The organism is Mucilaginibacter metallidurans (assembly GCF_003286435.2).
Classification (GTDB): Bacteria; Bacteroidota; Bacteroidia; order Sphingobacteriales; family Sphingobacteriaceae; genus Mucilaginibacter; species Mucilaginibacter gossypii.
This window is the reverse complement of the sequence record NZ_CP043449.1, coordinates 3,505,161-3,530,853: the sequence shown is the minus strand read 5'-3', so window position 1 is coordinate 3,530,853 and position 25,693 is coordinate 3,505,161. Positions and strand designations below refer to the sequence as shown.

General features: G+C 43.6%; 17 protein-coding genes. 5 read left to right on the top strand and 12 right to left on the bottom strand.

Translation table 11 applies throughout. From position 1 onward, the window contains the following. Positions 1–64 precede the first annotated feature (64 nt). From DIU38_RS14955 to DIU38_RS33100, 5 genes are all read left to right on the top strand, one after another. The gene (locus tag DIU38_RS14955) at positions 65–3,025 is read left to right on the top strand and encodes a ligand-binding sensor domain-containing protein (RefSeq protein ID WP_146750439.1); all 2,961 of its coding nucleotides are present in this window, start codon (positions 65–67) and stop codon (positions 3,023–3,025) included. A gap of 2 nt (positions 3,026–3,027) precedes the next feature. Continuing rightward, positions 3,028–3,654: a response regulator transcription factor gene (locus DIU38_RS14950; RefSeq protein ID WP_090524105.1), complete on the top strand. Its 627-nt coding sequence runs from the start codon at positions 3,028–3,030 to the stop codon at positions 3,652–3,654. A 276-nt stretch (positions 3,655–3,930) separates the two neighbouring features. Continuing rightward, complete coding sequence (locus DIU38_RS14945) at positions 3,931–4,296, top strand: VOC family protein (protein ID WP_112655443.1); 366 nt, start codon at positions 3,931–3,933, stop codon at positions 4,294–4,296. Between the two features lie 12 nt (positions 4,297–4,308). After that, positions 4,309–5,175 (top strand): helix-turn-helix transcriptional regulator, encoded by an 867-nt coding sequence (locus DIU38_RS14940; RefSeq protein WP_112655441.1) that lies wholly within the window; start codon positions 4,309–4,311, stop codon positions 5,173–5,175. 379 nt (positions 5,176–5,554) lie between these two features. Beyond that, positions 5,555–5,728 carry a hypothetical protein gene (locus DIU38_RS33100; RefSeq protein WP_167516190.1) on the top strand — a complete coding sequence of 58 codons (174 nt, stop codon included), beginning with the start codon at positions 5,555–5,557 and terminating at the stop codon, positions 5,726–5,728. 80 nt (positions 5,729–5,808) lie between these two features. Here DIU38_RS33100 and DIU38_RS14935 read toward each other — a convergent pair whose 3' ends face one another. The 12 genes from DIU38_RS14935 to DIU38_RS14880 form a co-directional block, all read right to left on the bottom strand. Beyond that, a complete protein-coding gene (locus DIU38_RS14935) occupies positions 5,809–6,840 on the bottom strand; it encodes a hypothetical protein (protein ID WP_149354108.1) in 1,032 nt (343 codons plus the stop codon). Beyond that, positions 6,828–7,880 carry a hypothetical protein gene (locus DIU38_RS14930; protein ID WP_149354107.1) on the bottom strand — a complete coding sequence of 351 codons (1,053 nt, stop codon included), beginning with the start codon at positions 7,878–7,880 and terminating at the stop codon, positions 6,828–6,830. The genes DIU38_RS14935 and DIU38_RS14930 overlap by 13 nt, the downstream gene beginning before the upstream one ends. Positions 7,881–8,014: 134 nt before the next feature. Continuing rightward, complete coding sequence (locus DIU38_RS14925) at positions 8,015–10,354, bottom strand: glycoside hydrolase family 95 protein (RefSeq protein ID WP_112655435.1); 2,340 nt, start codon at positions 10,352–10,354, stop codon at positions 8,015–8,017. Positions 10,355–10,385: 31 nt separating this feature from the next. Further along, positions 10,386–11,693: an alpha-L-fucosidase gene (locus tag DIU38_RS14920; RefSeq protein WP_112655433.1), complete on the bottom strand. Its 1,308-nt coding sequence runs from the start codon at positions 11,691–11,693 to the stop codon at positions 10,386–10,388. A 95-nt stretch (positions 11,694–11,788) separates the two neighbouring features. Further along, positions 11,789–13,018, bottom strand: a complete 1,230-nt coding sequence (locus DIU38_RS14915; protein WP_112655431.1) for a DUF4998 domain-containing protein — start codon at positions 13,016–13,018, stop codon at positions 11,789–11,791. A 27-nt stretch (positions 13,019–13,045) separates the two neighbouring features. Further along, positions 13,046–14,284, bottom strand: coding sequence for a DUF5000 domain-containing lipoprotein (locus DIU38_RS14910; protein WP_112655429.1), 1,239 nt, complete (start codon positions 14,282–14,284; stop codon positions 13,046–13,048). 47 nt (positions 14,285–14,331) lie between these two features. Continuing rightward, a complete protein-coding gene (locus tag DIU38_RS14905; RefSeq protein WP_112655427.1) occupies positions 14,332–16,242 on the bottom strand; it encodes a RagB/SusD family nutrient uptake outer membrane protein in 1,911 nt (636 codons plus the stop codon). A 26-nt stretch (positions 16,243–16,268) separates the two neighbouring features. Then, positions 16,269–19,586, bottom strand: coding sequence for a SusC/RagA family TonB-linked outer membrane protein (locus DIU38_RS14900; RefSeq protein WP_112655425.1), 3,318 nt, complete (start codon positions 19,584–19,586; stop codon positions 16,269–16,271). Between the two features lie 194 nt (positions 19,587–19,780). Further along, positions 19,781–21,769, bottom strand: coding sequence for an SGNH/GDSL hydrolase family protein (locus DIU38_RS14895; RefSeq protein ID WP_112655423.1), 1,989 nt, complete (start codon positions 21,767–21,769; stop codon positions 19,781–19,783). A gap of 401 nt (positions 21,770–22,170) precedes the next feature. Beyond that, entirely contained in the window at positions 22,171–23,469 is a 1,299-nt protein-coding gene (gene fucP, locus DIU38_RS14890) for an L-fucose:H+ symporter permease (protein WP_112655421.1), read from the bottom strand. Positions 23,470–23,484: 15 nt separating this feature from the next. Next, positions 23,485–24,249: an SDR family NAD(P)-dependent oxidoreductase gene (locus DIU38_RS14885; RefSeq protein WP_112655419.1), complete on the bottom strand. Its 765-nt coding sequence runs from the start codon at positions 24,247–24,249 to the stop codon at positions 23,485–23,487. A 9-nt stretch (positions 24,250–24,258) separates the two neighbouring features. Next, positions 24,259–25,488, bottom strand: coding sequence for an enolase C-terminal domain-like protein (locus DIU38_RS14880; protein ID WP_112655417.1), 1,230 nt, complete (start codon positions 25,486–25,488; stop codon positions 24,259–24,261). Positions 25,489–25,693: the final 205 nt, after the last annotated feature.

Below are 25,693 nucleotides of genomic sequence, written 5' to 3'. Positions count from 1 at the left end.
TAATTAGCTTTAATTTAACTTTTTAATTGTACCCCCATACAGGTAATTTAATTTATGTTTTTAATTGAATAAGCTATCGCGTTTCCCCGTTTATCTGGTTTTGTGTTTCCTGGCAGGTATGCTATTGTTTACAGGCCGGGCCCATGCACAGAAATACATTTTTGCGCACTATGATATTGAGGATGGGCTCATCCAGTCGCAAATAAACAAGCTATCCATGGATACCGATCATCGTTTGTGGATAGGTACATTTGGTGGCGCCTGCCGTTTTGATGGAAAGGATTTTACGGCTTATACCCGCTTAACAGGTTTACCTGATAACTATGTTGCAACCATTTTTTCGGATAAGGGGGGCTGTACCTGGTTCGGTACAATGAACGGGCTTGCAAGGCTTTATAATGGGCGGATTATAAAGTATAAACCGGATATACCGGTTAAACGCTCTTTTGTCGGTAACATAACCCAGGATGGAGAGGGAACTATCTGGGTTACAGCTGCAGGGATGCTGTTTAGGGTAAAAAATGATAAGATGCAGCATGTCCCTATTAATGATGATCCTGATATTTTTATCACCAGTTTGGCTGTTAATAGTGCAGGTTCGTTATATGTGTCTGTTTACAAAAAGGGTATATATCGCCTTAAAGGGCAAAAATGGGAGCATGTAATTGATATTGATTCCCAATATAGTGAGCAAATTATCAAAAGGATTTTTTTCGACCGTTTTGATAAAAGCAAAACTTATCTTCTAACCCGCTCAGGTTTGTTATGCGCCAGGAATGGTATGGCTAAACCACTGGATGCAAAAAATATTACCGGAAAAATAAAAGGTCAGTTATTGTGCATTGAACAGGACGCTGATGCCAATATTTGGCTGGGTACCGATAATGGAGCCTATTGTATTATGAATGATGGTGTGATCCACTATAACTCATCAAACGGACTTACCGATAACTCTGTCCCTGATATTTATTTTGATGCAGATAAAAACTTGTGGCTGGGCAGCCTTGGCAATGGCCTTTACCGCTGCGAAGGCGACAGATATACCGTTTTTGATCGTACACAGGGTATCCCCGAATCAAAAATAGTAATGTCGGTGACTGAAGACTGGAACAAAAATGTTTTAATGGGGATAGATGGAGCCGGTCTTTTGCGATATGACGGAAAAAAAACCAGCGAAGTACCTGTACCAACCGGTTCGCCATATTTAAAGGGTGTGCAGAGTTTATATACGGATAAAAACGGCACTGTTTGGATTGGTACCGGGCAAACCGGTTTATGGCAGTATGATAAAAAGGGTTTCAGGCAGGTAAAAAACAGTTCATCTTTTGCCTGTAATTTTATTACTGCCGATGATAATGGTACTATATGGCTGGGCACGTCAATGGGCAGCTTCTACTACCAAAACGGCGGGCTGAAACAATTAGAAGGTATTCCTCCTTATTCGTCCGCAATGCTTAGCCTGGGGCGCGATTCTATTTTGATAGGCACCCAAAACGGTGTTATGCTTGCTGTAAATAAAAAGATAGTTTCGGGGTTTAAACTTAAATCTTTCCCGGCAACGGCTGTTTACAGCATGATCCGATATCGCGACCTGCTGCTGGTTGGTACAGATGATAGCGGTTTATACACCTGGGATATGACAACCGGGGCGGTAAATATTTATAATGTTGATGACGGGCTCAAAGCCAATAGTATTTACAGCCTTGCTGCTGATGAACGCGGCCGCCTTTGGATGGGTACCGGTAAGGGAATTAACCGGATGCAATATGACCCTGCAAAGAAAACTTTTTGGGTAATTGATAACATAGGCTCAAAGGAGCCAGTGGTAGAGGCCAACCAAAACGCTATTATGCACCGTGGGCACGAGGTTTGGATAAGTACCACCAAGGCTGTTATGGTGTATAATACCATGACAAAAATGGTTCCCGCGCCGCCACCGCATGTGTTCATCAAATCGGTACAGTTGATGAAGGAGGATGGCGAAAAACGCTCTTCAATTGACCTTAATGACTGGGCCGAGCTTAAACATAATCAAAATCATTTATCGATATCTTTTCTTGGTGTTTACCTCAAAAATCCAGACGCGGTATCTTACCAGTATAAGCTGGTGGGGCTGGATAGTGCTTTTAGTTCGCCCATGCGCAATAATGTGGTCAATTATCCTTCGTTGCCGCCCGGTACATATACTTTCAAGGTAAAAGCCATAAGCCCCGACGGGCAGGTATCGCCGAAGATGGCCAGTTTCAGTTTTGTGATCATTCCGCCTTTTTATCAAACTTTTACCTTCAGGTTATTAGCCATTATATTTTTAGTTCTGCTGGGTTTCGGGGTACAAAATTTAGTTCATCAGCGTAAAATAAAACGTCAAAAGGCAATTGAAGCCATGAAGCGGGAAGAGAAATTAAAGATCCGCCAGCAAACAGCCGAAGATTTTCATGACGATCTGGGTAACAAATTAACCCGGATCACCGTCTTATCAGAAATACTAAATGCCAAAATAGATAAAGAGCAAGCGGATCAGCGCGGAATTGTGGATCAAATAAAGCAAAACGCGGCATCACTATACAACGGTACAAAGGATATCCTGTGGGCGCTCGACCCTAAAAGTGATAACTTATATGAAACCCTGAACCATATCCGCGAAATAGGGATAGAGGTTTTTCATGATGTACCGGTTGATTTTGAGTTTGCTACCGTTGATGAAGATATACAGCTGGTAAAACTGCCTATGGAATACAGCCGTAATATCACCATGATATTTAAGGAACTGTTAAATAACATCCTTAAACATGCCGATGCCGGACAGGTAGTTTTTGAGCTTGATCAGAGCGATAAAAGCGCGATAGCACTCCGGGTTACCGATGATGGTAAAGGGTTTGATAGCAGCGCAGCTCATCGCGGCCGGGGGATCAATAACATTAATGCCCGCGCAAAACGGATCAACGCATCACTGCTCATTAATTCGGAAACAGGCAGAGGCACATCAGTAACATTAAAGTTTAGTAAAAATCAGTTAAGCAATTAAGCATGGCCCGTAACATTAAGGTAAGTATTATTGAGGATGATGAAACCCTGCGCGATGGCTATGCCTTTTTAATTGGTGCTACCGAGGGCTATGATGTGATCAGTACCTATTGTTCATATGACGAGGCTGCTAAAAAAATAGCTGCGGATAAACCCGATGTAATCCTGCTGGATATAGAGCTGCCCGGAGTTAACGGCATTGACGCTATACCCAAATTAAAAAAGCTTTTGCCAAACTGCTATATCCTAATTCTAACTGTTTACGAATCTGAAAAGCAGATTTTTAATGCGCTGGCCAATGGCGCATCGGGCTATCTTACAAAAAACACCCCGTCAACCAAGATCATCGAATCGATAAAAGAAGTACGTGAAGGCGGCGGCCCTATGAGTATCAACATTGCACGCCTGGTAATCCGCTCATTTCAAAAAAATCAGGAATCGCCCTTATCTAAGCGAGAAACCCAGATCCTGGAATTAATTGGCGAGGGCAAAAGCCGTGGTCAGATTGCCAATGAATTGTTCATCGACCTGGAAACAGTACGTAGCCATATCAAGAATATCTACCTAAAGCTTGATGTAAATTCCCGCGCTGATGCTATAAAGCTGGCAAGGCAGAATAAGCTGATATAGGCTTAGAGGCGTTCGTGGGGACACGAACGCAGGGATGAATAATTATTTTCCTTCCCGATCCGTGTCCTCACGGATCGCTTTGAAAATCCAGCCCTACTAATTCACAAATCCCCAAATAGGGGATACTATCCCCCGCAGGTAAAGTACCTTTGATATGTTAAGTAGTTTTAACTGACCGGCTACTGTAAACCCGCTTCAAAAATTATCCTGTTTGCTGCCCCTGGCTAACAGGTTGGTTTCCATCATTAAAATCTGGTTTCCGTTAGCTACTGTAAAATGAAATTGAAATATATACCTGTGTATACAGCCGACTTTGAGGGGCAAATTGATTTTTATACTCAAAAATTAGGTTTCAAAATAACAGGTACAATGACATTTTACGAAGGCAGGGAAAGCACGGTGATTCAGTCGGATAAATTAAATGTGGCGTTGCTTGTAACTAATAATGACAGCAACAGTGATAAGAGTAATATTATCATTAACACTCCCGACTGTTTAAACGATTATCATGTGCTTCGTACGGCTGGCGTATTTTTTTGCAAATCGCCTGCGTATTTACCGGCCGGACTGGCAGCCGAATTTTTAGACCCGGCGGGGAACAAATTTATGTTACTGGAAGAAAGAAATTATAACGAACAATAAAATCATATCACAATGGACTATTCAAAAGTATTACGCAACAACAACAAGATTGTAAGCCGCACCGGCGGCCAGAGGCAGGGGCCGCAGTATACTTCAGATTTAAGCCTTCGCTTTGTATTAAGCGGTAATGAACGTTATGATATTGGCCGCAGGCATTTGTCCATATATCCCGATTCGTTCCTGATCCTGAACAGGGGTACACAATATTCAACCGATACCGATCTGGGGCAGCAGGTACAATCATTTGCCATCAATTTTGATCAGCAGTTTTTGCAGGATTTTAAAGATTGCTGGACCTTTGACAATGACACTTTGTTAACTAAAGGCTATGATAACGGCAAAATACAGCCCGAGTTTAATGAAACTATATATCCGTTTGCGGGCGATATCAAATACAACGTATTTCACCTGAAACAACACTTAGACAATGGTATGCAGGATGAAATGCTGATCAACGAATACCTGCACCATACGCTTATCAATTATTTTCATATTTATAATGATGAGATCTGTAAAAAAGCAGAAAAACTCGACTTTTTAAACCAGGGTACCAGGGTTGAGATCCTACGGCGCCTTAACCTGGCTAAAGAGTACTTGTACAGTAATTATAACCAAAACATTAGCCTTGAAGATCTTGCCGAACATGCCTGCCTTTCGGTTAATCACTTGTTGCGCACTTTTAAGCAGGCTTTTGGTTTAACCCCGCACCAGTTTTTGATCCAGCTGCGTTTAAAACGTTCATTAATGCTCCTGAAGGATACCCGTTATCCTGTAAATGAAGTGGTTGGCATGGTAGGTTTTGAATGCCCAAGTTCGTTCATTAGGTTATTTCGCACGCATTATAAGATAACACCATTAAAATACAGACAATCAGCATGATAAGAGTTTTCTTTTTGTGTTAAGATGGTGCTTTTCACACATGTAGCACGTATTTAACACACTATGTTTGCAATACCAGATAGTTTTTTGTTAAGGATATTTGGTCAGTTAATAGTTAATGAAAAAGTCAGTAACGCGAGGTCACTGACTTTTTGTTTTTGAGGGTAGGAGGATGAGGACAACATAAAAATGATGTCATTGCCGTAGCGCGGTAATCGCATGTTATACAGGGCGGATATGCTTCCGTGCGGTTGCCGCGCTACGCTCGCAATGACATTGAATGATGGTCCTGTTAAAAAAATATGCGAAAATCAACATTTGCCTTCCTTACTGTAACATTCGCAAAAAAACATCGTCTTCTAAGTTAAAACCTACTGCTATGAAATTTTTTACCATACTGGCCGTTACCGGCGGATTGTTTTTTACTTCGCTCCAGATAGAAAAGACTAACATTGCGGGCGTTAAACACAAAAACAAATGCTGCATGAACGCCAAAAAATCAAAATGCCCGCTTGCATGCAAACGGGCAAAATCGGTTAAATTGAACAGTTAAAAACGATACAGGGTTTCATCCCCTCAAAAGGCGTCCGGCGATTAAAGGGGAATCTGTTGCCGGCGCCTTTGCAGTGTTTATTAGTTCAATTCAAATTTTAATAATTCAGCATCTCCTGCTTTTACTAAAACGCTTTTTGTGTTTACGTTAGTACCTTGCAGTAACGATTTCGCATTTGCTGCTTTTCCGGCCTCCATACCAATCCTTTTCGGGTCGATAGTATAAACTTTATCAGTTTCACCATAATTAAACAGGGCCAGGTAAAAGCTGTTGCCAATTTTTTGCGTAAACTGCTCGGTTGTACCTGTTTCGGTGTTACCCTCAACCGGTCTGAAAGCTTTTCCGTTTTGTACAACTTTTAAAATTTCAGGGTTTTGATACATAGCTTTCGCCCGGTCGCTCCACCGGCCATGGGTAGAGAAGTCATCGCCTGTTATGAACGTTCCTGTAACAACTGCCGAGAGCATCCTTGCCCTGTTAGCGCCTTCGCTTTCGGTTGAAAGTACAACATGATCGGCATCGATGTAATTATATAAGTAAGTTTGCCACCAGCCGTAATTTACGCTGTTGAGGGTATAGCGGGTATCTTTTACAGTTTTAAAAGCATCGCAGGCAATGCGCCTCATATGCGCGTAACGCCCAGTTGCCAGGCTGGGGGAAATGGCCGCATAAACCAGCATCTGATCACCCAACTGGTCAACCAGGTGTTCCATTCCTTTTTTATAGGCCTGCATGCCGGTAGTGATTTTAGGGTCATAAAAATGGCTTGATTCGGCTGCTGCATGGCCTAAAAAATCTATCTTGATCATTTTAAAACCACATGCCTTTAGTTTGCCAATTACATAATCGATATGTTGTAAGGTGCCAGGATGAGTTGGATCTGTGGCGCGGGCACCATCAATATCGTGATAGCCGTCACCAACCTTAGTCCAGGTTTCGCCGTAGGTGTAGTTGCTGCCTAAAACTTTGCGGTCGGGGCCGCCTTTCCAGCCCCAGTCGGTAAATGGTGCCCAGTACACACCGGGTTGCAAACCCTTCGATTTACAGTAATCGGCAAAAGACTTCAGCTTACCAAAGTCACCTTCCCAGCCACCACTAATCATATTATCCAAAACGAATCGAGATCAATAAACGCGGTATTGCCGTTGCGAAATGCAGGGATGCTATCGGCAAAAAAATCCGCTACTTTGATAGCTTTATCGTAGTTGAGTTTTTCCTGCATAACGCCCCAGCTGTTCCAGCCAACAGGGGTAGGCTTTGTCCAGTTAAAAATGTAAGGTGGTTCGGCAATACGGTTGGCTTTACCAAACTCTTCCATACCATTGCGCCAGTCGGCAAACCAGCCAACAAATACTTTAGGCGATTTAACTGTATTGCCACTGATGTAGCCGTGAGTAATTTTATCGCGGTTTACAGCTTCATCAGTATAGCCACCCCATACTTCAAAGGTGTTAGCGCTATCTTTTTTGGCGATGGTACGCACACCTGTTTTCCAGATTTCATGCTCTACAGATCCAAACACCAGGCCTTTGCGACTATTGTTATCAAAAACAGTCCCTACTTCGGCGCTGGTGTTAATTAAGGGTGCTTTAAACACTTTGGAATCATAGCTAATGAAGGTATCATTATCAAAAGGCACAAATACCGAACGGGCATCGCCGGGTATTGCTGCCATATTACCAGCTATTGGCTCCATGTAATTTGTTTTCAGGTTTTTGCCTTCAATATAAAGCTCCACAAAAAAGTAGCCTTTATGCGATGGGTAAGTATAAAACACCTGCACCATATTTGGCAAATTATTACCAGTTAGGGTGAAAGTATGTTGTACACCTCTGCCAAAGCCGTCGGTTATTAAGGTTTTGGCATAAGCAGTGGTTTTGTATGCTGTTGAAGTAATAAATTTTCCGTTGACGTTTGCCTTGCTATAGCAATTGCTCAGTACAGTTTTTCCGTTTTCGATAACAGAAAAAGTGCCGTTTTTTTGGTCATAGCTGATGTTGCTGGCCGGGCTATATGAAAATGATATGATGCCTTGTTGGGCCGGCTGAACAGTGCCTGTTTTGGTTGATGCCGAAACAATTGCCGGCTGCCAAACGCAAAGCAAGCCGGACAACTGCACAGCAATTATAAAGCGGTTAAAGAAATTTCGCATGAATTTTAGGTTATTTGATTTCTAAGTCATCTTGTATTTAAAACGCACAATTGTTTTGTTCAAAATCATAAAGTACGCTTTGAAAACAATGTGGCATCCGGGAAGTAGATACCTTATATTATGAATAAAATTGTCTATGCTTTAATGGCCATAACGCTCTTAATTTGTCCGTTAATTTTCACCTTAACCAGGCGCGGAGTAGGGGAAGTTACTTTGTAAGAGATTATTTTACCATCTTTCCATTTCATATCGACGGTAAAATTGCCACGGGCTTTAAGGCCTTTAACCTCGCCCTGTGCTTTCCATGCATCAGGGATAGAAGGAATAAAATCAATAAACCCTGCATGGCTCTGGATCAGCATTTCAGCAATACCGGCTGTTGCTCCAAAGTTACCGTCGATCTGGAACGGCGGACCGGCCGATAGCAGGTTAGGGTATACGCCGCCGCCTGCACCGTAGTTAATATCGGTTTTGATGGTTGGCTTCATCAACTCTTTAAATAGTTTGTAAGTGCGGTTTCCGTCATGCAAACGTGCCCACCATAGTATTTTGTAAGCGATAGACCAGCTTGGGCCGTCGTCGCCACGTACTTCCAATGTTTTCTTAGCGGCTTCGGCAAGGCCGGGAGTAGCTTCCGGAGTTATTTCAGATGCAGGGAATAAACCATACAAGTGGGATACGTGGCGGTGTTGCGGTTCGGTTTCTTTGTAATCTTCCAGCCATTCCTGGATGCGGCCGTCTTTGGCTATAATACCCGGAGGGGGCAGTTTTTTTACTTTGTCAGCCAATGTTTTGCTGAAAACTTCATCCTTACCCAGCACTTTACTTGCGGTGATCACATTGTTGAACAACTGGCGGATGATCTGATTATCGATAGTTGGACCTACGCAGATGCTGGCATGTGTGCCATCGGGCAGATAAAAACTATTTTCGGGCGATGATGAAGGTGAGGTGACCAACCAACCTGTTTTGGCATCACTGATCAGCATACTGTTGTAAAATTGGGCGGCACCTTTCAGTATCGGATAAATTTGTTTCAGGTAGTTTTTGTCACCGGTGAAATCATAGTGCTGCCACAGATTGTCGCATAACCAGCCCGAACCAACTTTACAAACACCCCATGAAGCACTTTCGCCAGGCTCGGTAAAGCCCCAGGGGTTGGTAATTACGTGTGCTACCCAGCCATCGGCATTGTAATAAGCTTTGGCAGTTTTTTCGCCATGTGGTACCATCCCTTTAACCAGGTCGGCAAGGGGCAGGTTCAGTTCTGACAGGTTGGAAACTTCAACCGGCCACTGGTTCATTTCAATGTTAATATCCAGGTGATAATCGCCGTTCCATGGGGTATGTACTTCGTTAGCCCATAAACCCTGTAAGTTTGGTGGTAGCAAGCCAACCCGAGTGCTGCAAATACTCAAATAGCGGCCAAACTGGTAAAATAAAACAGGGAGGCCTTTATCCGCATCAGGGTTGGTATGAAAAGCAATAAGCCTTTGATCGGTAGTTAGTTTACCTGCTTCTGAAGCACCAAGATCAACTTTTACGCGGTTAAAGAGTTTCTGAAAGTTGGCGATATGCTGCTCTTTTTCCAAAGCATAAGGCTTTTTCATAGCGGCCTTCAGTGCGCCGTCCATTTTGCTGAGATATTGCGGATTCTTAAAATCTGTACCCGCCGATATATAAAGGATCACCTCGGTTGCGTCTTTAATAACCAGCGAAGTAGGGGTGCTGCTTAATGAACCGCCGGTTAGTTGCGCCCTTACCCTTGCTTTGTAAGCTACGCCTTTGCCGTCGGTACCATTATCCAACTGACCGGTAAGATCAAGCTCATTACCTTCTACTGAAGTAACGCCGCGCTCCGGGCGACTGATATTGATGCTCAGATTAAGCATTCCCGGTTTATCGGCACTTAGTTTAATCACGTCTACATCATCGCCAAAACTGGTAAAGTACTCACGTTTGTAAGTAACGCCATTTACCTGGTAAGTGGTTTTGGCCAGCGCGTTGTTTAATGATAGCTCACGCTCGTAGTTATCGTATTTTACGTCTTTACCCTCAATGCCTTTGTATTGGTAGTTTAGGTTCAAGTCGCCCAGCACCTGGAAGCAACCGAAAGGCACTCCGCCCGATCCTTTGCCGGTACAAACGAATGATTTATCGATGATAGCCTGCGCCTCCACGTTTTTACCGGCTGCAAGCAAATTCCTGATCTCAGGCAATTTTTTATAAGCTTCGTAATTGTTGGCATCCTGCGATGAGCCTGACCACATGGTGATATCATTCAATACTACTTTTTCGGCAGTAACACCGCCATCAGGCATCATCCCCAGGCGACCATTGCCAAGGGCAACAGTTTCTTCCCAGCGTTGCGCCGGCTGCTTGTACCAAAGTTTTAATTGTTTTGTTTGTGCGTGAGTAAACGTTGTAATACCTGTTATCATTACAGTTATTAGCAGGGGCGTTCTTTTTAGCATGTTTATGTTAATTAGGTTTTCTGTTCTAATTTTATTTACCTGCGGCAATTACGGGGATCTCTTCGGCGTTTTTGTTCAGTTCCAATACTATAACATTGCTGTTTGCATCGGGTAAGGTTTGCGGCAAATCAATGATATAGCCTGTGGCATCCGGTTTATAATTTACTTTGGTCCCGCCCAGTACGTAGGCATTGGTTATGTTAACACCCGGCAGGTTAGGCAGCACAATTTTATCACCTTTTTTCTGAAATACGTGCAAATAGATCTTGTTTCCCTTGCGTGTAACAGCATAGTTATCATTGGGAGCAATGGGCCCGCCTTTAGTGTCATAAATGCTTTCACCGTATTTTTTTAACCATAAGCCCATTTGCTGTAGGGTTTCAACCTGGCGCGCTTCAATTCGGCCATCGGGCATTGGCCCAACGTTAAACAGCAGGTTGCCATTACCGGCGGCTGTTTTTACCAGTGTTTGGATACACTCCTGCACGGTTTTCATTTTATCATTAGGTTTCCACGCCCATTGCTGGCAAATGGTGATGCAGCTTTCCCATGGCTCATTCATATTCAGCTGACCGATACGCTGTTCAGGGGTGAGATAATCACCTACTGATTGATCGTTCAGTTTTTCGCTTTCTTTGCCTAATCGGTTGTTCACAATAACGTTTGGATCAACACTTTTGATGAATTTGTAAATTTCCTGACCGTCGGTGTTGGTCCAGGGTTTTTCCCAGTAGCCATCAAACCAAAGCAGGTAGGGGTGGTATTTGGTGATGAGTTCTTTCAACTCATTCTTCATTTGCGTTTTAAAAGCTACCATATCGCCTTTTACATTCTTTGTCGAATCGTAAGGGTTGTGGATAGGATAGTTAGGGTCGTGCCAGTCGAGCACAGTATGATAGATACAAAAAAACATGCCCTGCTTTTTGGAGGCTGTGGCCAGTTCTGCCACCATATCGCGTTTATACGGCGTTTTGCTGATGTTATAGTCGGTAAATGCTGATGGCCATAAGGCAAAGCCATCATGATGTTTGGCAGTGATTACCAGGTATTTCATGCCTGCATCTTTGGCTGCTTTTACTATAGCATCGGCATTAAATAAAACCGGATTAAACTCCATGTACAGGTTATCATAATCATCCTGCGCTACTTCTTTGTTGCGGCTCCAGCCAATTTCGGTACCGCGTAAGGTTACCGGTCCGAAGTGTATAAACATGCCGAAGCGTTTGGTCATAAAATCATCCAAAACCGCTTTGGGTGTTTTCACAGTAACAGCCTGCTGAGCAAAGCTGAGTTTGATTATAGAAAACAGGTACAGGAGAATAATTGCCGGTTTTTTCATTGCGGAATTTTTGGGGTGAACATTATAGAAGTCTTCGTCTTTATGCTTTTTAAAATATGACCAGGCCGCAAGGCAGCCCGGTCATTGGGGTGTTATTATAGTAGTGCGTTATTCCAGAAGGTAAGTTCGCTCATATTGGTGTAATTACCCTCGTTGTTTGAGTTGTGTTTGATCCTGATGCGGATGTAACGTACCGCCGGAGGATTAGGATCGAAGTTTACCTTTAATGGCGCGCTGCCGTCGTCGGTTCTTTTAATCTCTTTAAGCAGTTTCCAGCCTTTGGAAATAGATTCGGCAGTCCAGCCAGCATCATTAGCTTTTAGGGTGGTAGCTGCATTGGTAATGTCAGCTATGCCCCATACCTCAAAATCATCAGGGTTGTGGCAGCAGTTACGGCCGGTTTCTTCAATAGCTACCAGGCCTTTGTACAGTGCGCCCATATCAAAAGTGATAACTACAGGCAGCGGACCGTTGCCATCGCTATGGAAAATGTTAGGGAAGCCCTGCGGTCCTGTACTGCCGTCCCAAAGCCTGTCAATGTCGGTATCTCCCTCATAAGGCTTAGCGTCATTGGCTAAATAAACTTTTTTGAATAGTTTTTTATCGCAAACAGCAACAGAATTAATGGTTGGGAAATCCTCATAGTTAGCTACATAAAAAGTATCCAGTGCATTTACCGTTGGTTTAAAGGCTGATAAGAACTGGATCTTCGTATCCGCCTTATAGTCTGCAAGGGTAACCGACATGCTATCAGCACTAAGTTTTCCGAAACTTTCTTTCCCGGCTTTGTTAGTGTATTTTATGTTTGTGAACACATTATGAGCACTGGTATCAACCTTTAAGAAATTAAGTGTGAGCTTTCCATCGGCACTAATTCCATATGGATTGGTAACATTATACCCCCTGTTTGATAAGCCCGATTGGTAAATAGGCCCATAAACTCTTACATTGTTGATATCAAGCGGAATAGAGCGGTTGCCTTTGGAGTCGTAGGAGAAAACTGTGAACGAATAAATGTATTCGTTCAGGTTTGGTATAACAACGGTTAAACTATCCGACGTATTATGGTTGGTGGAATTGTAAATGATTGAATCAGCCTTATTGTTCCAGTATATCACGTAACGGGTTATGCTGGGATCGGAGCTTGGGTTCCAGGTAAGGGCGGCACGTAAATTTCCGGGGCGGGAGTGGGCATTGGCCACTGTGCCCGGATACTTAACTTCATGGCCGTTTAAGTATGATTCAAACTGTGTGTCTTGCTTGCTGCAACCATACAACAGGTATCCAAGCAAACAGAAAGCAGCTATTCTGACAATATTTTTCATGTTCGTTTAATCTAAATGAGTTAATACCTATTGTGGGTTACCATAAATTGAAAGTTCCATCATGTGGGCAAAGTCGCCGTTTGACCATGTGTCATGCACCATGAAGCGGAAGTACTTAATAGGTGTTGAACCCGGAGGGATATTAAAGTTAACCCCTGCTGCAACAAAGTCAGCATCGGCAGCATTGGTGAAGCCAGGTGTAAGGCCCGATGGCGGGTTTGGATAATGGTAGTTACCGATATTAACCCAGTCGCCAACTACAGTTCCTACAGGAGCATAATCAGGGAGCCTTATATCCTGCGGTGCATTAACGTTTGATCCCCAAATGCTGAAATCTTTAGGGTTACCATGCGCGTAGGCATACTGATTTGGCCTTTCCCATAATACAAAGCGGCTTAATTGTGCCGATACACCCAGGCTAAAGGTAACCTGTATTGGAGCGGGCGCTCCCGGAGCAGTGTGCCAACCGTTTGAGTAGCCGTCGGTTTTGTTATCCCATAGGTAAGGCACTTCCCAACCATAAGCTGTAGGGCTATCAGTAGGGGTTTTGTATACCGAAAACTTGCTCTTATCCAGCAGCGTTTCAAATATTGGGGTGATGTTTACAACAGTAGTATCAGAGATATTGCCAAATTTATCGGTAACATATACCCCAAATTGTTGCGGTACAGCAGGGTAGCCCCTTATGGAGTAATTAATAGTGTCAACTTTGGTATAATGCTGATCAACAACCTCCAATGCCTGCGTTGATTTATCAAAAGCCAATAAAATTACGCCAATGTCCTTTTGGTTGGGGTTCATAGCTTTGATGTTTACGCCGCCAAAATCAGATGTGATAGTTAATGTTGGTTTGATAAGCTTGTAAAAAGGTGTATCAGGGTGTACTTTAACTACAAGCGGATCTGACTTTACGTTAGCCCGGCTCACCGAGTACAGTGTTACCTCATATTCCTGGCTTTTGGCAAAGCCATCAACCGTAACGGTATCTGAGTAATAGCTCGATTTAGTTTGGCGTGTAGTTTTATCATTGATGCGATACTCGGCCTGCACGTATAGCAGGTTGTCTGAGTTTGGCAAATCGTATGTAATATAAGCACCGCCGTTAAAGTTCTTAACTTTTACGTTGGTAACCACGGCAGGCTTGCTCATATCGGTCGAAACCTCTTTAACGTACCCGTCGTTTTTTTTGCATGAATTTAAGCACGCTATAAACAACGCGACTGCAAGCACCAGCGTTGTTATCGTATAATTTTTAATGCGTTTCATAATTCTTATTTATGTTGAATTAATTCATTTGTAAATGGGGAGGACGCCTACCAGTAGGTGGTTTGTACCAGGTTGTTGTTAACTATCAGGTCATTATCCTTTATAGGCCAGAAATAATTTTTTAGCCCGAAAACCGGCGTTAACACGGTGTGTGGCCTGTAGTAGTTACCAGCTTCAGACTCATAAATATTCCAACCCTGCAGTGGTACGCTCAATACATTTTGTATTTCTTTCCAGCGGCGAAGGTCCCACCCGCTTTGCGCCTCAAAACATAGTTCAATACGACGTTCACGGTGTATGATATCCCGTAATCCTTCCTTAGTTGTTGGTTTGCCCGGAGTTTTTGAATAGGTTGACCATGACTCTAACACACCTTTTAAACCTGCTCTTGCCCTTACCTTGTCAATGTAGTTGTAGACATCGGCAGTTGGGCCATTTGCCTCGTTCAGGCTTTCGGCATATAAGAGATATAAACCGGCAAGTCTCATCAGCGGTAGGTGAAATTCAATAGGCTGAAATCCATCATCATAAACTGAAAGGTAATTGGCCAGCTTTTTAGGCCAATAGCCGGTGATGTTTAGCGTGTTCAAATCTTTTGGGCCGGCCAGTGATCCCGAACCGCGTGCTTCAACATGGTAAGCCTGGTCCTGGTTGTAAATGCCGTTACCATACCAGATGCTGCCATCAAAAGCAATATTAGCGTAAAAGCGACTTTCGCGGCCATAATGCTCGTTGATAGTTGTATATCCTTGAGCTATATAGTATTTATCGGCGTCGCCTGCTGTTTTCAGGGCGAAGCGGTTGGCATAATCATAATCTTTATCCTCTGTTAACGGTACGCCGTTAACAGTGTAAAAAAGCTCCTGTGTTGAAATCGGAACAGCGAATGTTGACGGATTTGAGAAGATATTAACTGCCGATTTTGGCGTTAACCTCGGTGTTGCATAGCCCTGGCATGGAAAGGTTGGGTTTAATGCCCAGATCAGTTCGGGGTTTACATCCCATTTTTCGGTAACCGCGTTTTGAATGGTTAGCTCGTTACGCAACTGATCTGAAAGGGAACCAACTGTAGGTGGTGCGACAAAGGTGTAAAGTTTAAGCCCGTTGGCTTCGCAGGCATCAATGGCAGCTTTACAGGCATCGGCGGCACGTTTCCATTTTTGCGGATCGGCAGTACTTGAAAATAAAGGCTGGCCATCTTTGTTTTTCATGCTGGCGTAGTCCGGGTTGCCGTTGAAAAGGGGACTGGCCTGAGTGGCTAACATTTCGGCTTTAATTGATAAAGCGGTTAGCTGGGTAATGCGGCCAAGCTCTTTTGCCTGGTTGGTGATAACCGGCGGCAAATCTGGAATAGCCTCATCCAGTAATTGTACGCAATAGTTAAATACCGAATCAACCGGCGAGCGTTTTACCCTTACCTCTTCGGTGCTGGCCGTAATATCGATATTGGTTTTTACCAGTGGTACCGGCCCATACAAGCGGCACAGGTAATAATGGTAATATGCTTTAAGGAACTTTACCTCGGCTATCCACCTTGCTTTTTCAGCTGGTGAAAGGTCAATAGGTTTGTCAATGTTTTCAAGCATGATGTTACACCTGCGGATAGAACGGAACAATGCCTGCCCGCCATTTTCGCCATCCCACCAGTTCACACCTGGGCTTGCGCTGTTTTGCGTGCCACGGATAAGGCTAAAGCCATTTTCATTAAGCGGGTGATTGGTGAGGTTGTTGGGATAAATGATTTCCGATGATGTGGTGAAACCTATGTTTGAAGTGGGGTCATAAAACTGCTGTAAGGTTGCGTAGCAGGTAAACAGGTAGTTTTCGGCCTCGTTACGGTTTCTGAACGCGTACTCAAGCGTGCCTGTATTATCTGGTGTTACATCAAGGTATTTTTTACATGATGCGCCCGAAACCAGGAGCCCTACCAGTAATAAAAGTTTATAATATTGTTTCATAATACTAAGTATTGATTTGTAAAAAATTATAGGTTAACGTTGATGCCTAAGTTGAACACCTTTTGTATTGGGTAGGCAAAACCATTACCGCCAAGCTCAGGGTCCCAAAGTTTAAAGGCGCTCCATGTATACAGGTTAAGGCCGTTAAAGTAGATGCGGCATTTGGTAACATTTAAGCGTTTTAAAATAGATGGCGGTAATGAGTAACCTATCTCCACCGATTTAAGCCTCAGGAAACTACCATCACGCATCCACCAGGTACTGTTTTGACGGTTGTTTTCGATCTGGTTTCCGGTTACACCTAACCTTGGATAGGTTGCATATAAATCCTGGTTCTCCTCGCTCCAGTGGCTGTCGGCAAAAGCTTTGATCAACTGTGTATTGCCGTAGATATATGGATCGGGGCTTTGAATGAATGGACTGGTACGGCTGGGGTCAATAAAGAACGATACACGCGCCTGGCCCTGGAAAAAGCAGGAAATGTCAAAGTTTTTGATCCCTGCTGATAAGCCGTAGCCATATACAATTTCGGGCACTGTTGGATAACCAATAAAAGTTTGATCGGCGCCGTCAATTTTACCGTCGCCGTTTAAGTCGCGGTATTTAATATCGCCACCACCCGGAGGGATGCCATTGGTTGAAAAGATCTGTGACGGAGAGTTTCTGGCTTCATTATCGTCAACAAATAAACGCTCGGCAATGTAACCGTACTGCCTGTTTATTTCCTGGCCTTTGTGGTAACGGTAAGCTTCTTTATACTGAGGCTCTTCATAGTTGCCATATTTGCTGCTTGCCAGGGTAAAGTTGCCGCGACCCTGCAGCCAAACATCTTTGTTTATAGCGGCCTTATAATCCATTTGCAGGTCGATACCTTTTGTATCGGCCGTGCCTATATTGGCAGTAACATTTGGGTTTCCATATTGGTCAAGTGCCTCAAGACCCAGTGTTGTTGGCAGCGAACTGCGTGTTTGAAGAATATTATAACGGTGATATTTGTAAACCTCGGCTACTACATTGAGGTTTTTAAACATGGTGAACTCCAGGCCAAGGTTTAGCTGGCGCGATGTTTCCCAGGTTACGTTAGGGTTTTCGTAGTTGTTAATGTAAACGCCCTCGCGCCTGTAACCGTTAAAGGTACCGAAGTAGGCAGGATTGCCGCCGTTAAGATTAACATCCGAAAGGAAGAAGAAACGTTGTGAACCGATGGCATCATTACCTACTAAACCATAGCTGGCCCTCACCTTCATGCGGGAGATAACATCATAAATCCCCTGTCCCCAGAATTTTTCGTCAGATACGATCCATGAACCGCCAATGGTTGGGAAGAAACCAAACCTGTGATTGGCCGAAAAGCGCTCGGTGCCGTTATACCCAAAGTTAAATTCCAGAAAATAGCGGCTTTTAAATGAATAAGTAGCGCGGCCTGCAATGGTGAGGTTACGGTAAGGCAGCGAGTATTGAAGGGTTGGCCTGTCAAGTACCGGATCTTTAGCTGCTGAATAAACTGTTTGCTGGCGCGTACCTATCAATGATGCGCTCAGATTATGACTGCCAAATGCGTGATTATAATCCAATACACCCTGGAAATAGATGTAGGTATTCAGGTTATCGGTGCTTGGGTCGCGGTAATAGCTCAGGTACTCTGTGGCTACGTTATTGCCGGTTGGCTGCGGGTTAAGCCAGGTTAAAGTATATTTATTAGTGGCTTTATCGTAGGTATTTACATTATAGTAAAATGGAGAGTAACCCATTTGCGACTGAAAGTATGAATACCTGTTGGTATGGAATAAGCCGTGAAAGTTAAATCCGTCAGTTATAAAATCCAGTTTCTGATTTAACTCCAGCTGAGCAGATAACCTTGATTCTGAATAGTTTTTATGGCCGCGCAATAACGCCGCATATGGGTTATTGTACGCGATGGCGTTTGACGTTGAACCTGCGTTGGCTGGCGCGGCGTTACCGAACAGGATATGTTTAACATCACGATTGGCGGAATCGGCAGGGAAATAAGCAGGAAACAATACCGGGCTGGTGTGTACAGCAACGTTATAAAGATCGGTCGAAAATGAAGCATCGGCAGTAAGAGGGCCATTATACTCATTGAATGAACCGGCAAGCCTTACAATAAGCTCGGTGCTTTTACTTAAGTTGATATTAACGTTTGATCGCAGTTGGTAATTTTCAAACTTTACGTTGTTGTTGTTATTGTTGGCAATATCCTGCCTCAAAATGCCATGGTCAACATTGTATGAGCCTGACACATAGTAGCGGGCTACGTCGCCGCCACCGCTTACGCTCATATCTGCACGCTGCGTAGCTGTGCGTTTTTTGAAAAGCATATCCAGCCAGTCCACGGCAGGGTAAACATATTTATTGCTACCGGGCGCATTACTGAGCGTTGCTTCGGTATTTAATATTTTATTTTGAGAGAAGGGGAGCGGGCTTAACGGATCGCGGGTTATGGTAGCTTCGTTAAACAGCTTCATATAAGTAATAGGATCGGCCAGCTGCAGCGTTTTGGCCGATTTCGATATGGAGTTTTCCACACGTACATTGATCTTGGCTTTGCCAATTTTACCTTCTTTGGTGCTTACTAAAATTACACCGTTGGCACCACGCGCACCATAAAGTGCAGTAGCACTTGCGTCTTTCAGTATTGAAAAGCTGGCGATATCGTCAACCTGTAAGCGGGCAAGGTCGGTTGTGGAAAGTTCAACGTTATCTATCAAAATAAGCGGATCTTTTTTGTAACCAAAAGTGGTTACACCGCGGATAAAGAAACTGGAATTATCCTGCCCTGGCTGGCCGCTTGGCTGAAAGGCGATGATACCTGCAACCTGTCCGGCAAGTGCATTGGTTAAGTTACTGGCGGGTATTTTCAGGTCGGCGGGTTTAACGGTGGTTACCGAACCTACCACGGCTTCCTTGCGTTCTTTTTTACCGTAAGCTAATACTACAACCTCATCGAGGCCTCGTTTTGATTCTTTAAGTACAATGTTTACTACCAGTTTGCCGGCCGAAACGGTGAAGGTTTGATCAATAAAAGTTACGTACGATACTTTAAGGATAGTACCGGGTTCGGCATCTATCACAAACTTGCCGTTAACGTCGGTAGTAGTGCCCAGGTTTTTGCGGTTGACAGCCACAATATTGGCACCTGCAATTTTGCCGCCCAGTGTGTCGGTCACGAGGCCGGTAACAGTTACCTTACTTTGTGCGTGCGTAAATTGGGCTGAGCAGATAAAACTCAGCAGTAATAATACAAAGTAATAAAAACCCGGTGCAGGCCTGTGAAACTGTCTAGGCTCCCGCCGGTTTTTGATCCGTTGGTAAAATTCTTTCATAAAAATTGGTTTGATAATGGTTCTTTATTTTTGAGATTTGGTTGATGGGTTTATTGGTTTCAGGCGCCGTTTAAATGCGCAGATGGTAAAAGGTTTTTTCACTGGTAAAAGGTTTGATCATTTTTTAGATATGTTAAGTTGACAATTAAAAGTTTTGAGCTGCGTTTACAGCGTATTGCTGTTTTTTAAAAAAATCAATTGGTTAAAAAATAGACTACCTGGCACGTGTTCCCCTTGCTGTTTTTGTTGTTATCGGTTTCAATTTTCAGGCTGAGCGTGTGCGGGCCTTTTTTGAGGTCGGTACTAAAGGTTACATACCAGGGCAGATAAATCCATGAGCTGAACTCTGTGTACAGGTCCATCTTTTTTTCAATGCCACCATCGATATTGTAGCTGATGATTCCTGCATCAGGCCCGGATACAATGGCTATGCCTATAGCGGTGCCGGTAAATGGCAATGTTAATGATGAGCCCGGTTTTGTGGCAATAAGCATTGGTTTGTGTACAAAACCTTCGCGGGTGCTCAGGTTATTGTTGGGTGCCCAATCGGGATTAATGGCCCATCCGTTCAAATTTTTTGCGTTTTGAATGCTGTAATAGCGGCCATTATTGAGGTTAAGCGCGTTAAGCGGTTTGGGCAAGTGATTTGCTTTAGTAGCAGCAGCCTGCTGTTTGTTAAAACATGAATTGAACAGGCTTTTTATGGTGGCGAAGTAAAGTTCCTGTCCGTAAATGGCTGGGTGCAAGTCTTTAAAATCATATTGCCATGAAAATTCATGGTTATTAAGTTTATCCGTAACCTCTTTGGCCAGGTTAATGGATGGCAAGCCATAATTTTCTGCAATTAATTCGTGATTTTTGATTTGCATCGGGATTTTGCCATTGTTGTAATCTTTGATCTTATCCGGATCAACAAATGACATCATGACGATGTCAATCAGCGGATTGGCTTTTTTTGCATGCCTTACAATTCCTTCCAGCGCCCGTACTTCGGTAAGGCTGTCCAGTCCGTTCACTTTATCGTTTACCGCGGCTTCAACAAACATCAAATCAACCTTGCCCGAATCAAGCACATCCCGCTGTAAACGGAATGCATGCGGTACACTACCTAACGAGGGGATGCCGGCTTGTATAAAATGAAAACTGGTTGCGGGAAAACGCTCGGTAAGGTAACGGCTTATCTTTTCGCGCCAGCCGGGGTTATAGGTAATTGATCCGCCTAAAAAAGCTACTGTAGCTTTCTTGCCCGCACTGAATACACTAAGACTGTTGGCCAAGCCGTTACGGGTTATAAAGTAATCGGTATATGGCAGCATTTTTTTTACAGGATAGCTGTAGCTTATGATCATATCGGCCCAGTGCCCGGGATTTTCGATAGGGAAGTGGTGCCCGTTCAACTCCTGCGGACCGGCAGTTACCGGGTATATCATCATCGGCCCGCCTAATGCGATATAACGTTGAGCAAGGATATTGGTGTTTTCGGCATTGGGTACCACTTTATCATTAATGTCTATAATATGCATAACTGGTACCTTAAAGGCAGCCAGCCCGTCAAGGTTATCAATAGGGTTGTCTTTATAATCAAGGGCTTGTTGTTCGGTAAAGTGATACACCTGTTGCAGCTGTTTCCACAGAGCGGCATCGCCCGGGGCACTTAGTTTACCTCCCGGCCAGCTTTGAATATTGCAAACAGGGGCTTCATTATAAATGCAACTAATTTTATCAGGATTGCGTTTGGCCCAGCCATATACATATAAACCGCCACGACTAACGCCTTCAAGGGCAACTTTGGCAGCGAAAGCTTGTTTAGCTGTTAAATACTGATAAAAAGCATCCCAAACCTGCAATGCATAGGGGCTGCCATATTGATCATCAACATTTACGAAAGCTACATGAAAGCCTTTGGTTAGCAGGATGCTGTCAATATCGGTATGCCAGTCAGGAAATGAAGCCCGCCACACCCAAGGGTTACCTTCAAGCGCCTTTTTAGGTTTTACATAGTAGGCCTTGTGAGTGCCTATAGCAATATTAACACGTTCAAAACCCTTCCAGCTATCATTAGCTGTATGTTGAATGGCATATACGGCTGGGGCATTGCCCGCACTCACATTTTCATGGTTTTGTGCTGAGGCAATACCGGCCGTGAACCCAAATAATAGCGTAATTAGTAAAGTTTTAATCATTCAATTTTGGATATAAAAATTCCACTTCAAAAACTTCGTCCTTTTTTGGGATTGTGGTTTTTGATTAAAAAATGTTTTGTAAACTTTTAGTAGCTGGCGTTTATAATCAAGGGTAAAAATATGGAGGGTATTAGCAATAAATTGTACATAAATTGATTTGTTTCGATACTATTTTGACATCGGTTTTTTGATTTTGAGTAAAAAATGACTTGCTGAAACAATTTAGTTGTATTAAGTGTGGTTTTCACAACAAAATAATATTGAAACGCAAAAAGTTGCGCAATATGGTATTGGTTACTTTTAGTTCGTGGTTCATTGCTGATGGTTCATGGAAGCATTAGGCGCAGCGAACTTTCAGAAACTTACGAAGTACTTAAAACTTCGTAAGCTTAATTGGTAGGTTAGTGTCCTATTACTGTCAACTGTGGTTCTTCCGATTCATCCGAATAAGTTTTGTTTTTTACCACATAGCCTTTAATTCCGTAATATAGTACGTACACATAGCACACCAGTGGTGCAATGAATGCCATCCTGATGCCTGATTGGTCTGATATCAAGCCCATTATTGGCGGGATAATGGCGCCGCCTACCACACCCATAATAAGCAATGACGAAGCCACTTTGGTGTAATCGCCAATGTTTTTAATGCTTAGTGTAAAAATGATAGGATACATCACCGAGGTAAACAGTCCTACTATTGACAGTGAAATTATGGATAGGTAACCACCTGTAAGCACCGATACCAGTATCAGTATAAAAGCGCCAATACTGCATAGGGTAAGCACTTTATTGGGTTTAACCTGCTTAAGCAAAAACGCACCCAGCAAGCGCCCGGTTAAAACCAGCGCCATGTAAAGTGTAATAAACAGGGCCGATTTTTGCTCGGTAATACCTGCAATATTTAAGGACTTTGTATACCTAATGATAAAACTCACCACGCCAACTTCGGCACCCAAATAGGCAAAAACTGCTAATACGCCCAGCATAGTATGCCTGAATTTAAATACTCCCGATAGTTTTTGACGGTTGTTGCCTTCATGTATAACCGGCAATTTCAAAAAATAAAGTACCGCGCAAAGGGCAATAAATAGCGCAGCCAGTGTCAGATAGGGTGGGATAACCAAATGCGCCTCGTTGTTTAAAAACGTCTTTAGTTGTTCGGGGCTAAAGGATTTGATAAGGTTTGCAGGAATATCCTTTTCATGCAATAAAAATTTGGAGCCGATGAAGGGCCCTATGGTAGCGCCCATTGAACCAACGGCTGCAGCTAAGCTTAGCCGGCTTGAGGCATAATTCGGATCGCCGAGTTTTGATATGTAGGGGGTAGCGGTAACTTCCAGTATAGCAAAACCCGACGCCATGGTAAATAAAGCCAGCAGGAACACAGGATAATACCTGGTGGTTGCTGCCGGATAAAATATGGCAGCCCCTATAGCGGCCAGAATTAGACCGGTAAGCATTCCTGCCCTGTAACCCATTTTTTCAATAAAGCGCCCCGCAGGTAAGGCCATCAAAAAATAAGCCCCAAAAAATGCCGACTGGATAAGTGACGATTGCAGGTCGGTTAGCTGGCATGCCCGTTTCAGGTGTGGGATAAGCACATCGTTGATATTACGGCTAAAATTCCAGAAAAACATCAGGCTCATTACTATCAGCAGCGGAGCCAGGTATTTTGATGTATTACCGTTGGTTTTGTTCATGGTTAAGATCTTGTTTTATCGTCTGTATCCAAGTTCGGCGCCACCGCTTACGGGCATAATGCAGCCGGTTACAAACCGGGCCGCGTCCGAAAGCAGGAAAACTGCGGCATCTGCTACTACATCGCCCTCTGGGCAGTAGCCTAAGGCATGGATATCGTTTAAGTATTTTTCTATCGATCCGGGATCAGGTTGTTCGGCGGCCCATTGTTTAAGCAATGGGGTCCACACACCCGCCGGCGAAACAGCATTTACCCTTATGCCATATTGTGCATAATCAAGCGCCATTGATTTGGTAAGGGCATTGATGCCGCCTTTGGTTGCTGTATAAGCAGCATGCAGACTTTGCCCAATATCTCCGGCCATACTGCTGGTATTCAAAATGCAACCTTTTGATGCTTTAAGCAAAGCGATGCCATACTTGGTTGTCCAAAACAGGCTCTTGAGGTTAATGCTCATCAGCGCATCCCATTCATCCTCTTCGGTTTCATCAACCGGTTTTGAGGGATGGGCTATAGCTGCATTGTTATGAATAGCATCGAGCTTGCCATAATGTTTCTTTATCGCATCGAAGGCTGCTTTTACATCCGCAGCTTTTGATACATCGCCCGGAATACCTTCATGATTGCCGCCAAAACGGTCAAGCGTTTTATAAAGGGCGCGTTCATTTACATCCATTATAAAAACGGTTGCTCCCTCACGGATGTAGGCTTCGGCGCAGGCCAAGCCAATGCCCGATGCACCTCCGGTAATAAATATTACTTTATTTAATAATTGGTTCATTTTTGGTTTTTAGCTGGTTACAAGGTCGCTGCTGTTGCCTGCTTCGGCAGGTACGGCGTAATAGCCCCCGCTAATATTGGCCGGATTTTTAAAGTATTTGGCCAAATGCGGTATATGTTCCAAAAATAAGTTTTCGTGTCCAATAGCCACATGGTTAAACAATACCAAATGCTGATGGATCTGCCCCATATCGCCCACATGCGGTACAACAGGGATACCGAACTTTTTTGCCAGCAGGCTTATCGTCAAAAATTCGGATACACCGCCAACCCGCACGCAATCAACCTGGCAAAAATCCATGGCGCCGGCCTGCAAAAAGTTTTTAAATATGATTTTATTAGGGATATGCTCGCCCGCAGCGATTTTAAGGGGCGCAATTTCTTTAGATAATGTTTGATGCGCCAAGACATCATCAGGATGAGTGGGTTCCTCTATCCAGTAAGGGTTTATGCTGTTCAGTTCTTTACAAATGGAGATGGCCTGAGGCAGGTTCCATTTTTGGTTGGCATCCAGCATAATAGTTGTTTTATCACCGGCTTCGGCCCTAACCAGCTTTGCCCTGCGGATATCACGTTGCGGATCATTTGAGCCAACTTTTAACTTCATGGCGGTAAATCCCCGGTCAATGGCGCGTGCTACGTTTTCTTTGATCTTCTCGTCAGAATAGTTAAACCAGCCTACTGATGTATCGTAAGCCTTATAACCTGTTTGTAAAACACCATTGCGTAATGTTCGGTCTGTAAAATTGCCCTTTAAAATGTTTTCTGCTTCTTCAACAGTCAATACATCTTCAAGGTAGTTTAGGTCGAGCGTTGCCACCAGTTCTTTCGGGCTTAAATCAAGTAAAAGTTTCCAGAGCGGTACCTGGCGACTCTTGGCCCAAAGATCGAAGCATGCATTTACTATAGCTGCAAGGGCTAATTGCATAACGCCTTTGTGCGGACCCAGCCAGCGGTAGGTGGGCGAATCCAGTATCGAACGGTAAACCGAACCAAAGTCGGCCATAAGTTCCTCAATTTCTCGCCCCTTTAATGTTTCGGAAAGGTATTGGATGGCTTTGCATACCAGGTCATTACCGGCACCAAGGGTAAAGGCCAGGCCAATGCCGTTTACGCTGCTATCGGTATGCAGTTCGCAAATGGCATAAGCATATTGGGTTGAATCGTTTACTGCATCAGAGCCGGCGCCATTGCCTAAATTAAAACGCTTGTCGGTAACTTCAATTTTATTGATATACATGTGGGTAAATATATTTTGCAAATAGTCCCGGGCCGTTCTATGTCGAAAAGCCCTAATGAAATCTTGTTCCTTGTGTTTATAAATCGGTTTATTATACCTTTCCGGATAAGGTATGATGCTGTAAAATTAGTGCCGTTTGATTTTTTACTTTCACTTTAATTGGCAACTTTCGATAGTATTTTTGCTTATATTTAGCTTTTCTCTT

Coding starts and splice junctions, on each gene's coding strand:
- DIU38_RS14950 (WP_090524105.1), top strand. CDS start 3,028: ATGGCCCGTAACATTAAGGTAAGTATTATTGAGGATGATGAAACCCTG.
- DIU38_RS14945 (WP_112655443.1), top strand. CDS start 3,931: ATGAAATTGAAATATATACCTGTGTATACAGCCGACTTTGAGGGGCAA.
- DIU38_RS14940 (WP_112655441.1), top strand. CDS start 4,309: ATGGACTATTCAAAAGTATTACGCAACAACAACAAGATTGTAAGCCGC.
- DIU38_RS33100 (WP_167516190.1), top strand. CDS start 5,555: ATGAAATTTTTTACCATACTGGCCGTTACCGGCGGATTGTTTTTTACT.
- DIU38_RS14930 (WP_149354107.1), bottom strand. CDS start 7,880: ATGCGAAATTTCTTTAACCGCTTTATAATTGCTGTGCAGTTGTCCGGC.
- DIU38_RS14925 (WP_112655435.1), bottom strand. CDS start 10,354: ATGCTAAAAAGAACGCCCCTGCTAATAACTGTAATGATAACAGGTATT.
- DIU38_RS14920 (WP_112655433.1), bottom strand. CDS start 11,693: ATGAAAAAACCGGCAATTATTCTCCTGTACCTGTTTTCTATAATCAAA.
- DIU38_RS14915 (WP_112655431.1), bottom strand. CDS start 13,018: ATGAAAAATATTGTCAGAATAGCTGCTTTCTGTTTGCTTGGATACCTG.
- DIU38_RS14910 (WP_112655429.1), bottom strand. CDS start 14,284: ATGAAACGCATTAAAAATTATACGATAACAACGCTGGTGCTTGCAGTC.
- DIU38_RS14905 (WP_112655427.1), bottom strand. CDS start 16,242: ATGAAACAATATTATAAACTTTTATTACTGGTAGGGCTCCTGGTTTCG.
- DIU38_RS14900 (WP_112655425.1), bottom strand. CDS start 19,586: ATGAAAGAATTTTACCAACGGATCAAAAACCGGCGGGAGCCTAGACAG.
- DIU38_RS14895 (WP_112655423.1), bottom strand. CDS start 21,769: ATGATTAAAACTTTACTAATTACGCTATTATTTGGGTTCACGGCCGGT.
- fucP (WP_112655421.1), bottom strand. CDS start 23,469: ATGAACAAAACCAACGGTAATACATCAAAATACCTGGCTCCGCTGCTG.
- DIU38_RS14885 (WP_112655419.1), bottom strand. CDS start 24,249: ATGAACCAATTATTAAATAAAGTAATATTTATTACCGGAGGTGCATCG.
- DIU38_RS14880 (WP_112655417.1), bottom strand. CDS start 25,488: ATGTATATCAATAAAATTGAAGTTACCGACAAGCGTTTTAATTTAGGC.